The 11,949-nt window shown below is 30.9% G+C and carries 12 protein-coding genes; all 12 read left to right on the top strand.

Annotation, left to right across the window (positions count from 1 at the left end; all coding sequences use genetic code 11):
• Nucleotides 1-5 precede the first annotated feature (5 nt).
• The 12 genes from LQ617_RS02860 (at nucleotide 6) to LQ617_RS02805 (ending at nucleotide 11,902) form a co-directional block, all read left to right on the top strand.
• Nucleotides 6-719 carry a GntR family transcriptional regulator gene (locus tag LQ617_RS02860; RefSeq protein ID WP_037587813.1) on the top strand — a complete coding sequence of 238 codons (714 nt, stop codon included), beginning with the start codon at nucleotides 6-8 and terminating at the stop codon, nucleotides 717-719.
• Between the two features lie 77 nt (nucleotides 720-796).
• Entirely contained in the window at nucleotides 797-2,071 is a 1,275-nt protein-coding gene (gene yfmF, locus LQ617_RS02855; protein WP_126476496.1) for an EF-P 5-aminopentanol modification-associated protein YfmF, read from the top strand.
• Nucleotides 2,064-3,353, top strand: coding sequence for an EF-P 5-aminopentanol modification-associated protein YfmH (yfmH, locus tag LQ617_RS02850; protein ID WP_037587815.1), 1,290 nt, complete (start codon nucleotides 2,064-2,066; stop codon nucleotides 3,351-3,353). The genes yfmF and yfmH overlap by 8 nt, the downstream gene beginning before the upstream one ends.
• Nucleotides 3,346-4,050, top strand: a complete 705-nt coding sequence (gene ymfI / locus LQ617_RS02845) for an elongation factor P 5-aminopentanone reductase (protein ID WP_239739466.1) — start codon at nucleotides 3,346-3,348, stop codon at nucleotides 4,048-4,050. The genes yfmH and ymfI overlap by 8 nt, the downstream gene beginning before the upstream one ends.
• Before the next feature lie 16 nt (nucleotides 4,051-4,066).
• On the top strand, nucleotides 4,067-4,882 hold the full coding sequence (locus tag LQ617_RS02840) for a YmfK family protein (RefSeq protein ID WP_025905363.1): 816 nt from the start codon (nucleotides 4,067-4,069) through the stop codon (nucleotides 4,880-4,882).
• A gap of 20 nt (nucleotides 4,883-4,902) precedes the next feature.
• On the top strand, nucleotides 4,903-5,298 hold the full coding sequence (locus LQ617_RS02835; protein WP_037587819.1) for a helix-turn-helix domain-containing protein: 396 nt from the start codon (nucleotides 4,903-4,905) through the stop codon (nucleotides 5,296-5,298).
• A gap of 64 nt (nucleotides 5,299-5,362) precedes the next feature.
• Nucleotides 5,363-5,944: a CDP-diacylglycerol--glycerol-3-phosphate 3-phosphatidyltransferase gene (pgsA, locus tag LQ617_RS02830; RefSeq protein ID WP_037587820.1), complete on the top strand. Its 582-nt coding sequence runs from the start codon at nucleotides 5,363-5,365 to the stop codon at nucleotides 5,942-5,944.
• Between the two features lie 57 nt (nucleotides 5,945-6,001).
• Nucleotides 6,002-7,150, top strand: a complete 1,149-nt coding sequence (locus tag LQ617_RS02825) for a CinA family nicotinamide mononucleotide deamidase-related protein (protein WP_239739464.1) — start codon at nucleotides 6,002-6,004, stop codon at nucleotides 7,148-7,150.
• Nucleotides 7,151-7,361: 211 nt separating this feature from the next.
• On the top strand, nucleotides 7,362-8,375 hold the full coding sequence (gene recA / locus LQ617_RS02820) for a recombinase RecA (protein WP_235906907.1): 1,014 nt from the start codon (nucleotides 7,362-7,364) through the stop codon (nucleotides 8,373-8,375).
• A gap of 217 nt (nucleotides 8,376-8,592) precedes the next feature.
• On the top strand, nucleotides 8,593-10,152 hold the full coding sequence (gene rny / locus LQ617_RS02815; RefSeq protein WP_239739462.1) for a ribonuclease Y: 1,560 nt from the start codon (nucleotides 8,593-8,595) through the stop codon (nucleotides 10,150-10,152).
• A 196-nt stretch (nucleotides 10,153-10,348) separates the two neighbouring features.
• Nucleotides 10,349-10,648, top strand: a complete 300-nt coding sequence (locus tag LQ617_RS02810) for a hypothetical protein (protein WP_239739460.1) — start codon at nucleotides 10,349-10,351, stop codon at nucleotides 10,646-10,648.
• 18 nt (nucleotides 10,649-10,666) lie between these two features.
• Nucleotides 10,667-11,902, top strand: coding sequence for a Fic family protein (locus tag LQ617_RS02805; protein ID WP_239739459.1), 1,236 nt, complete (start codon nucleotides 10,667-10,669; stop codon nucleotides 11,900-11,902).
• The last annotated feature ends 47 nt before the right edge of the window (nucleotides 11,903-11,949 follow it).

Genomic DNA, 11,949 nt, shown 5'->3' with positions numbered 1-11,949 from the left:
ATATTATGTCTACAAATGCAAGTACAAATTTCGTTAAAAATTGGATATTAGAAAAAATTCAAACAGCTGAACTCAAACCGGGAGATGCTATTCCGAATGAGTTTGAAATTAAAAAGTTGTTAAATATAAATTATGATGAAATCGAAAAAGCCATACATGAACTTGTCACAGAACAAATTTTATCTCAAAAAACAGGCGACGTAACAGTAGTTAAACCTACACAACCATATTATTATCCATTAGACGAATTAGTAAGTATTACAAAAATGATTGAAAAGAATGGTGAAGTTGCAGGAACTGAATTTATTAGTTTAGATGAAGAAGTCGCGACTTTAAAAGATATAGAAGTATTAAACTTAGAAAAAGATGCGTATATTTCAGTTATTGAAAGAGTACGCACAGCTAATGGTGAGCCAGTCGTTTATTGTTTAGATAAAATTGCTACTGATTTATTTGCATGCAGTGACTACCGATCCAACTCATCTATTTTATCTGCAATTGAAAGTAAAGTAGAATTTAAAATAACACATGCTAATACATCTATAGAATCTATTAGTTATGAACCATATATTAGTGAAATACTGAATTCTGAACCAGATGATGCAATGATGTTATTAACACAAATTCATTATAACGAACATGGTACACCTGTTCTTTATTCACTAAATTATTTTAAAAGCAGTCTTGTAAAGTTTCGAATTACAAGAAATAGGATATAATAAATATATTGAGAGAAACAAAGTAACAATTGTTGCTTTGTTTCTCTATATACATACATATAAGAGAGGTATCTATTATGATAACAACAGAACATATACAATTATCTTCAAATGACGTTTATGTGATACCAACTGAAAAATTTAAAACAACGACTATCGTTTTTAAATTTGTAGCACCATTAAACAGTGAGACGATTACATCTAGGTCAATTTTAAGTAAATTAATTACACGTGTTACAAAACAATACCAAACTGATAAAGAAATGAATAATTTGCTTGCGGACTTATATGGTGCGCATTTATTTAGCTATGTCAATAAACAAGCTAATAATCATATCATGACAATTGGTATTGAAATCGTAAATGAAAAATATTTAAATAGTGAAATTCCACTGTTTGAGCAAGCCGTTAAATTATTGCACGAAGTGATTTTCAACCCACTTATTGAAAATGGAAAATTTAACGAAAAATATACGAAGCAAGAAAAATCTTTATTACATAAAAAATTAACTGCAATTGAAGACAATAAATCTCAACGCGCATTTATTCAATTTATGAATCATATGTTTGAAGATGAGCCATATAAATATTTAGCTTCAGGTCGACTAGAAGACATTGATAATGTAACGCCTGAATCTTTAGTGAATACATATCATGATTTGTTACATGAGAATGCAATATCTACATATATTATTGGAAATGTTGAATTAGATGAAGTTAAATCATTGTGTCATGAATATTTTAATTTCGATCATAATAGTCAATTAGAAATCGAAACGACATTATTAAAAGATATTAAAGAAGTAAAAGAAATAGTAGATTATACAAAGATTGATCAAGCAAAATTAAATATGGGATATAGGTTCCCAATAACATTCCATTCTAAAGAATATTATTCGTTCTTAGTGTTAAATATGTTACTTGGTGGAGATGCTTCTTCAATTTTATTTAGTGAAGTACGTGAAAAACAAAGTTTAGCATATTCAATACATTCTCAAATCGATGCAAGAAATGGGTTCTTATATATAGTTGGTGGCATCTCTAAAGATAAAGTACATGTCGCTAAAGAAACAATTTTAAATATTTTTAAAGATATTCAACAAGGTGAAATTGAAACAGAGAGACTGACTTTAGCGAAGAAAGTCTTAATCTCACATGCACGAGAAATGTTTGATAAGCAACGACAAATGATCGACTTATTGCATACACATGCGAGATATCAATCCGTTTATAACTATGATGAGTGGATTAAAGAAATTGAATCTATCACTATTGAAGATATTAAAAAGATCGCACAACTTGGACAATTAGATACAATATATATACTGACTGAAGGTGATAACAATGCGTAATCAATATTATAAACAGATTGATGAAACTGTATTTGAAGAGACTTTAGAGAATGGTTTAAAAGTAGTAGTTATTCCGAAAGCAGGTTTTTCAAAGACTTTTGTGACATATACAACACATTTCGGTTCACTTGATCATACATTTAAGCCACATGGCAAAGATGATTTTGTAACTGTTCCGGACGGGGTAGCCCATTTCTTAGAACATAAATTGTTCGAAAAAGAAGATGGCGATGTCTTTACAAGTTTCGCTGAAAATGATGCACAAGTTAATGCATTTACAACATTTGATAGAACAAGCTATTTATTTAGTGCGACAGGAAATGTACACGATAATATTATTCGTTTATTAAAGATGATTGAAAGCCCATATTTTACTGAGAAAACAGTAGAAAAAGAAAAAGGTATAATCGCTGAAGAAATTAAGATGTACCAGGAACAGCCTAATTATAAATTAATGTTCCAAACTTTAGGTGCACTCTATCATAATCATCCTGTACAAGTGGATATAGCAGGATCTGTTGAAAGTATTTATGACATTACGGCAGAAGATTTATATTTATCATATGAAACGTTTTATCATCCAGCAAATATGGTGTTAATCATTGTTGGCGATGTCAATCCTGACGAGACTATACAATTAGTGCGTGAACATGAAGATAAAAGAAATATGCATGAAATGCCACCTATTACGAGAAAAGCAATAGACGAACCGACATCTGTACATACACCATATGTCGAAACGAAAATGGATATCGTCCAAGAAAAATCAATGTTGGCATATAAGTTCAAGCCTAATACTATTTCTGATAAAGTACGCGTAAAAAATGATATGGAAATGATGATTGCTTTAGATTTAATGTTTGGTGAACAAACTGAATTTTATCAATCAAATTTAGAAAAAGAAGTGATTGATGATACGTTTGGTTATCAATTTGCTAACGAAATGACATATAGTTATTTAATTCTAGCTGTGACAACTGATTATCATCATGAATTTAAAGAAGCGGTTAAAGCAGAACTTAAAAAGTATATAGAAAATGGATTTGTTCCAGAAGAGTTAGAAAGAGTGAGAAAACAAACTTTAGGGGAAATTGTATCAAGCTTAAATTCTCCAGAATATATTGCGAATCAATATACTAAATTCTATTTCGAAGGTGTCGAACTATTTGAACTTGTAAACATTTTAGAATCTATAACAGTAGAAAGTGTACAAGAAACATTGGCTTCATTAATAGACTTCGATCATGTTGTAGAAAGTCGTTTGGTGAAACAAAATGGCTAGAACATTTATTGTTGGTGGTAGTGGTGACATTGGCTTATCGATTGTTGATGAATGTTTATCACTAGGGCATGAAGTGATACTGCATTATAATCGATCTAATATTAATGAACTCAAACAAAGGTATGCCGGACAACCTGTAACTTTTCTACAATTCGATTTAACAAACAAAGATAATTTACAGTCTTTAACTTCAATCGGACATATTGATCAATTAATTTATGCAGCTGGGCAATCGTCATTTGGTGCTATTCAAGATTTTACAGATCATGATATTGATGTTCAATATAATTTGAATGTATATGCGCTTATAAAAATTGTTCAATTATTTGTTGATGATATTAGAAAAAGTGAAAATGGCAGAATAATCATTATTTCATCTATTTGGGGTGAGACTGGTGCAAGTTACGAAACAATCTATTCAACAATGAAAGCTGCTCAACTTGGTTTTGTTAAATCTTTAGCAAAAGAACTTGCTTTAACATCTATTACAGTAAATGCTATATGTCCAGGTGTCGTTCATGGTAAAATGACAGATGAACTTGATGAAATTACACAAACACAATTAAAAGATGAAATACCACAAGGTCGGTTTGTTCAAACTAAAGAAGTTGCGGCAACGGTGGGATATTTATTAAATCCGTTATCTCAAAGTGTGACCGGTCAAGTACTTCGTGTAAACGGAGGATGGTATATTTAATATTGGGGTGGATATTATGGAAGAAGTCATTAAAAAAGAATGGTACTTAGAATACGATATACAAGTAAATAGAGCAGGTTTATTAGGGGATATCTCTAGTTTGCTTGGTATATTAGGTATTAATATCATTACGATAAATGGTGTCGATCAAGGTCGAAGAGGGCTACTTATTAAGACAGATGATATGAATAAGGTTAAACGTTTTGAAAATATTGTTAAAGAAATTGATGATATCACAATTAAAAAACTACGTACACCTGGCTTAAGAGATCGATTAGCGGTAAGACACGGTAGATATATTAAACGAGATGTTGATGACAAAAAGACTTTTAGATTCGAAAGAAAAGATTTAGGTTTGTTAGTCGATTTTATGGCAGAACTGTTTAAAGAGAACCGTCATAAATTGATTGGTGTAAGAGGTATGCCAAGAGTAGGTAAAACTGAATCGGTTGTTGCAGCAAGTGTGTGTGCCCATAAAAAATGGTTGTTTATTAGTTCAACGCTTATTAAGCAAACTGTTAGAAGCTCTTTATTAAAAGGTGAATATAGTGATGAAAATGTTTATATTATTGATGGGGCTGTAACGTCTAAACAAACCGACGAAAAGCATAAACAACTCGTTAGAGAAGTTATGAGTTTACCAACAATTAAAGTAGTAGAACATCCTGATTTATTTGTACAGCGCTCTGAATATAGCCTTGAAGATTTTGATTATATTATTGAACTAAGAGAAACAGAAGACCAAGAAATTACATATGAGCAATTAAATAAAAATGATTTATTTACAAATGACAATATGGCATTTGGAGATGGATTTGGATTTTTTGAATAAATTGTTTGAGGTGAATATATTTGAAATATATTGGAGAAACGTTAAGAAGTAAAAGAGAACAATTAGGGATGACTTTAGTTGAACTTGAAGAAAAAACAAAGATACAAAGACCATTTTTAATGATGATTGAAAAGAATGAATTTGAAAATCTACCAAATCCCGATTATACAAGAGGTTTCATAACGAAATATGCTTCGGCAATCAATATGAGTGCACCAGAATTAATTGATAAACATCAAAGTGAGTTGCCTAAAACAGCACCTTCTGCTAAAGAAGCTTTTAGACAGCTTACGCAAGAAAAAAGAAGTCAAACTGAAATATCAGAGAATAAAATGGTAGCTAAACTCATAACACAAATGGTTACGTTCTTTGGTATATGTTTAATTGGATGGATATTATTAATAATTATCATTTAATTATATATAGTATTGATTTATAATAGTATTATTATGCAGTTGTAAGAAAAGAAGGAGAACGAATATGAATATTCCTAATCAATTAACAGTATTACGTGTTATTTTAATACCTGTATTTGTTTTATTTTTACTTGTAGATTTTAATATGGGTGACATGCATTTCTTATTTGGACAAGAAATGAGAATAGAACAATTTATAGCTGGTATTATATTTATTTTAGCTTCTGTTACAGATTGGTTTGATGGCTATTTAGCGAGAAAATGGGAACTTGTTACAAACATGGGGAAATTTTTAGACCCTCTAGCTGATAAATTATTAGTTGCGAGTGCATTAATTGCATTAGTAGAACTTGATAAAGTATCATCAGTTATTGCTATTATCATCATTGCTAGAGAATTTGCTGTAACAGGTCTAAGATTACTTCAAATTGAACAAGGCTTTGTAAGTGCAGCTGGTCAATTAGGTAAAATTAAAACGGCTGTAACGATGGTTGCAATCGTATTTATCCTATTACAAGAACCATTCTCTACTTTATGGCAAATTAATCTTGGGCAATGGCTCATGTATATTGCTACTTTCTTTACAATTCTATCTGGTATAGAGTATTTTTATCATGGTAGAGATGTATTTAAAGGATCAAAATAATAACAACATTTAACCTACAACATTTCGTTTGTAGGTTTTTCTGTAGGAGGCAAAAGTATGAAAGTTAGTATTTTAAGCGTAGGTACTGAAATTTTATTAGGACAAATTGCAAATACAAATGCACAGTTTATATCAAAAGTACTCAATGAACTTGGTGCAAGTGTGATGAGACACGTTGCTGTAGGTGATAATACTGGAAGGTTAGAACGTACTTTTAAAGAAGAATTAGCGCATCATGACGTTGTGATTTTAACAGGTGGTTTAGGACCAACGAAAGATGATTTAACAAAACAAACTGTTGGTAAAGTATTAGGTAAATCGCTAGAAACAAATAAACAAGCTATGGATCAGATTGAACAATATTTCAAAAATGAAAACCGTACGATGACACCTAATAATAGACAACAAGCACTTGTTATTGAAGGTAGTGAAGTACTGAAGAATGACTTTGGTATGGCACCAGGCATGTATTTAGAAGTGGATGACAAAAAAGTCGTATTATTACCAGGTCCGCCGAAAGAACTTCAACCAATGGTCAATCAATATCTTGTACCTTTCTTCTTAAATGAAGAACGTGTCATCTTTTCAGAGTCGTTGAAATTCATGGGTATTGGTGAATCTAGTTTGGAAACAGAGTTGATTGACTTAATAGATAATCAATCCAATCCTACAATTGCTCCACTTGCTGGTCAACATGAAGTATCACTCCGCATTACGGCTAATGCGAATACTAAACAACAAGCGATAGATTTAATCCAGCCTGTTAAAACAGAAATATTAAATAGAATCGGCGAATTTTATTATGGTAGTGATGATTTAACAGTTGAAGATGCTGTATTTAATGAATTAGACCAACCACTTGTTATCTATGATGGCATTACAGATGGCGTATTAAATGCGCGACTTAAGCTTTCTAAAGACAGCAAACAATATTTAAAATCATATCTCTTACAAAATTCATGGACTGATGAAATGTTGAATATTAGTCAAGATGATCCAATTGAACAAATTGCTAATAAGTTAAAATCAACATTTAACGTAGAAAGTGTTATCGTGTTAAAACAAGATCATAAAGAATCAACAGTATATATTTCACATATGCAAAAAACGGAAAAATTTATTTCGTCATTAAGTCAATCATATGCTGGAAGACGTGATAGAATAAGCAATATAGCACTTATAAAGTTTTTGTACCAATTAAGGTAACTTGCAATAATTCATAAAATCGGTACTTATGTTCGCTTAATTTTAAAAAATGCGTACAAAAACACGAACAAATATTCGCTTTATGCTTGCAATTTAGAACAAAAGCATTTATAGTAATAATAGCTAATTAAACAAGTAAATTCATTTTATATATATAGGAGGTTATCGCGTGAACGAACGTCAAAAAGCACTCGATACAGTAATTAAGAATATGGAAAAATCCTTTGGTAAAGGGGCAGTAATGAAGCTAGGGGATAATACAAGCAGAGAAGTATCAGCAGTTTCTAGTGGCTCAATCACACTTGATAAAGCATTAGGTGTGGGTGGTTACCCTAAAGGACGTATCATTGAAATATATGGTCCAGAAAGTTCTGGTAAAACAACAGTAGCTTTACACGCTATCGCTGAAGCACAAAGACAAGGTGGCGTAGCTGCTTTTATTGATGCTGAGCACGCACTAGATCCTGTTTATGCTAAAAACTTAGGCGTAGATATTGATAACCTATATTTATCACAACCTGACCACGGTGAACAAGGTTTAGAGATTGCAGAAGCATTTGTTCGTAGTGGTGCAGTTGATATTGTTATTGTCGACTCAGTAGCTGCATTAACACCTAAAGCTGAAATTGAAGGTGAAATGGGAGATACACACGTTGGTTTACAAGCAAGATTAATGAGTCAAGCTTTACGTAAATTATCAGGTGCTATTTCTAAATCAAATACAACAGCTATCTTTATCAACCAAATCCGTGAAAAAGTTGGCGTTATGTTCGGTAATCCTGAAGTTACACCAGGTGGACGTGCGTTGAAATTCTATAGTTCTGTTCGTTTAGAAGTACGTCGTGCTGAACAATTGAAACAAGGTCAAGAAGTAGTGGGTAACCGTACTAAAATTAAAGTTGTTAAAAACAAAGTTGCGCCTCCATTCAGAGTAGCAGAAGTTGATATTATGTACGGTGAAGGTATTTCACGTGAAGGTGAATTAATCGACTTAGCAGTTGAATTTGATATTGTAGATAAATCAGGTGCTTGGTATTCATATAACGGAGAACGTATGGGTCAAGGTAAAGAAAACGTTAAGACTTACTTAAAAGAAAATCCAGCTATTATCGAAGAAATTGATGGAATCTTAAGAGATCAATTAGGCTTTAACGGTAAGAAGAAAGAAGAAGCTAAAAAAGAAGAAAAACCTAATGTGCCTGAACAAGAGACTTTATTAGACTAAATAGTATTTTGTGATTAAATTAAACATTCTATAGATTACGTTTCATTGTGTAATCTATAGAATGTTTTTTTATAAAAATAGAATTAAAAATTAAAGTCCATGTCCTTGACACTTGTACAAATTTAAACGTACAATTGAGTTGTATGATTCCATAGTTTCATTTAATCATATTTTTGTATATATAAGACGTAGAACCTAGATAGAAGGAGGTGTTTATGTGGACTTATTAACCCTCTTACTCATTTTGCTAGGAGTTATTCTAGGTGTTGTTGTAGGATACTTTTTCGCACATAATAGCTTAACGAAAAAGCAAGATCAAGCTCGTCAGTCTGCTCACTATATTATAAGTGAAGCGAATAAAGAAGCTGAGAGTCTTAAGAAAGAAAAGTTGATTGAAGCTAAAGAAGAAAATCAACAAATTAGAGATCATCTTGATAGTGAAATTAGAGAGAGAAGAAGTGACCTACAAAAGCAAGAAGCAAGATTACTTCAAAAAGAAGAAAATTTAGAGCGCAAATCTGATCTTTTAGACAAAAAAGATGAAATTCTAGAAAACAAAGAAGCTAAAATTGAAGAGCGACAACAACAGGTAGATGCAAAAGAGAGTAATGTTCAAGAAATAATAATGAAACATGAACAAGAACTAGAACGCATCTCCGGACTCACACGTGAAGAAGCTCGTAAAGAGCAATTCTCACAAGTAGAAGAAGAACTGTCACATGATATTGCTGTACTTGTAAAAGAAAAAGAAAGAGAACTAAAAGCAAATGTCGATAAAAAAGCTAAGGAACTGTTGTCTATTACTGTACAAAGATTAGCAGCAGATCATACTTCAGAATCGACTGTATCCGTAGTTAATTTACCAAATGATGAGATGAAAGGACGTATTATCGGTCGTGAAGGTCGTAATATTCGTACTTTAGAAACATTAACAGGTGTAGATTTAATTATAGACGATACACCAGAAGCGGTTATATTATCTGGATTTGATCCAATTCGAAGAGAAATCGCTAAGACAGCCTTAACTAATTTAGTATCTGATGGACGTATCCATCCAGGTAGAATTGAAGATATGGTTGAAAAAGCGAGAAGAGAAGTGGATGACCTAATGAGAGAATCAGGTGAACAAGCGACATTTGAATTAGGTATTCATAACTTACACCCAGAATTGGTTAAAATTTTAGGACGTATGAAATATCGTACAAGTTATGGCCAAAGTGTACTGAAACACTCAGTAGAAGTTGCACAACTTTCAGGAATGTTAGCAGCTGAACTAGGTGAAGATGTTACTTTAGCAAAACGTGCAGGTTTATTACATGATATTGGTAAAGCTATTGATCACGAAGTTGAAGGTAGCCATGTTGAAATAGGGGTAGAACTTGCAAAGAAATATCATGAACATGATACAGTCATAAATGCAATACACTCACATCATGGGGATGTAGAACCAACATCAGTTATTTCTATACTGGTAGCAGCAGCAGATGCGTTAAGTGCTGCAAGACCTGGAGCTAGACGAGAAACTTTAGAAAATTATGTGAAACGTTTAGAAAGATTAGAAGAAATATCAGAAGGTTATCAAGGTGTTGAAAAAGCATTCGCAATACAAGCAGGTAGAGAAATTAGAGTAATCGTTTCTCCTGAAGATATTGACGACTTTAAAGCACATAGAATAGCTAGAGATATTAAAGATCAAATAGAAGGCGAATTACAATATCCAGGGCATATTAAGGTGACAGTTGTCCGGGAAATGAGAGCTACTGAATACGCTAAGTAGAAGAGTTCTCAAATTTTAAACCCTAACCAAATGCGGTTAGGGTTTTTTTATGTTGTTATCAAAATTACTTTTGCACAATACAAAATTGTAGTAAAATATATATGTATAATATGGAAGCGAAAAAATATTTAATGTAATTTAAACTGAAAATGATAAAACCATTCATAGTAGATTTATGTAAAGTGAGGTGTGATATATGAATAATGACTACGTAACTAGAGCAGAATTTCAAATGCTAGAAAAACATATAAACACAAGATTTGATTTAATAGAAAGCTCTTTAAAAGAAGTGAAAAATGAATTGAAGAATGATATTAAAAGTGAAAGTCATCAAAGAATGAGAGAATCTGAATCTTTAAAAGAAGATATTATCAATTTAGTAGATCAAAAAATTAGCGCCAACATTAGTAATATGAAAGACGCTCAGAATAAATGGTTTATAGCAACCATACTCGTCGTACTCGGATTAGCAGGAAGAATATTTGGTGTTTATTGATTATTTAGGAGTTAAAATATGAAATATAAATCACTTAAGTCGATTTTTCTATTATTTGGAACAGATGTTATGCAAGCAGAATATGATATGAGAATCAAACATTATTTAAGTTATTTATTAGATATAAAAATTAGTCCTATGCAAGATGAGAAACAATTACTCGATATACAATATCCATTATTTTATTCAATAAATAAAAGTTTGTTTAAGCAGTATGAAAGAATTCTATTAAATTCATCTAAAATCAAACAATTATCTGCTAATCTCCCTACAATAGCAACACATGCATATATTAATAAGTTATTAATTAACGAATTACAAAGTACGAACGAAATTGAAAATATTAAAAGTACTAAAAAAGAAATAGCTGAAGCATTAAATAATACAAGTAAGAAAGATAAAAGGTTTACTGGATTAGTCACTCAGTATTTAATGATGGAATTTGGAGAACTTGAACTAAATTCTGTTGCAGATTTTAGAAAAATATACGATGAAATTGTTTCTGATGAAATCAAAAAAGATGAACATCCTGACGGTAAGATGTTTAGAGCTAGTAGTATAGGTGTATTTGATCATTCTAAAAATAAATGGGTTCATAGAAATGAATATAGTGAATCGAAAGTAATAGAATTATTAACAAAGCTTATAGATTATATAAAAAGTCATGAATCACCTGAACTCATTAAAATTTTAGCAAGTCATTATATTTTTGAATATATACATCCATTTTATGATGGGAATGGGCGTATTGGTAGATATATAATAGCTAGAAAATTAAACGATTTATTAGACCCATATACAGCACTTTCATTTTCATATTCTGTAAATAATAACAAATCTAAATATTATAAAGCTTTTGTTGATACTTCGAATTATTTCAATAAAGGCGAATTAACTAATTTTATTGATGATATGTTGAGTATTTTAATCGAAGGACAAGAAAATATAATCGATAATTTTGAAGAGAATATAAACATTATCAATAAAATACAACTTGCATTACACAACAAACATTATGATAAATATGAATATAAAATATTATATATTTTGTTACAAGATAAAGTATTTGGCAGTAAATATTCAAGAATTACTTTGAAAGAACTACAAACAGCTTCAGGTTATTCTAGAGGAAAGATTAATAATGTTATTTCTAGCCATGAAGAAAAATTAATCAAAATTAAAAGTAAACCTGTTATATATGAAATTAGTGATCAATTTATGTATAGCTTACTATCTGAGAATATTAGTAAGTAAAAAACTCCCTTATGATTAATGTTTCAATTAGTCATAAGGGAGTTTAT

Source organism: Mammaliicoccus sp. P-M59 (genome assembly GCF_022386135.1).
GTDB lineage: Bacteria > Bacillota > Bacilli > Staphylococcales > Staphylococcaceae > Mammaliicoccus > Mammaliicoccus sciuri_A.
The sequence above is the reverse complement of the archived record's forward strand: the minus strand, read 5'-3'. Positions and strand labels throughout refer to the sequence as shown.

Bases quoted from the DNA above. Each gene is read 5' to 3' on its own strand.
- ymfI (WP_239739466.1), top strand. From the start codon at position 3,346: ATGGCTAGAACATTTATTGTTGGTGGTAGTGGTGACATTGGCTTATCG.
- yfmF (WP_126476496.1), top strand. From the start codon at position 797: ATGATAACAACAGAACATATACAATTATCTTCAAATGACGTTTATGTG.
- LQ617_RS02840 (WP_025905363.1), top strand. From the start codon at position 4,067: ATGGAAGAAGTCATTAAAAAAGAATGGTACTTAGAATACGATATACAA.
- recA (WP_235906907.1), top strand. From the start codon at position 7,362: ATGGAAAAATCCTTTGGTAAAGGGGCAGTAATGAAGCTAGGGGATAAT.
- LQ617_RS02810 (WP_239739460.1), top strand. From the start codon at position 10,349: ATGAATAATGACTACGTAACTAGAGCAGAATTTCAAATGCTAGAAAAA.
- yfmH (WP_037587815.1), top strand. From the start codon at position 2,064: ATGCGTAATCAATATTATAAACAGATTGATGAAACTGTATTTGAAGAG.
- LQ617_RS02805 (WP_239739459.1), top strand. From the start codon at position 10,667: ATGAAATATAAATCACTTAAGTCGATTTTTCTATTATTTGGAACAGAT.
- LQ617_RS02860 (WP_037587813.1), top strand. From the start codon at position 6: ATGTCTACAAATGCAAGTACAAATTTCGTTAAAAATTGGATATTAGAA.
- pgsA (WP_037587820.1), top strand. From the start codon at position 5,363: ATGAATATTCCTAATCAATTAACAGTATTACGTGTTATTTTAATACCT.
- LQ617_RS02825 (WP_239739464.1), top strand. From the start codon at position 6,002: ATGAAAGTTAGTATTTTAAGCGTAGGTACTGAAATTTTATTAGGACAA.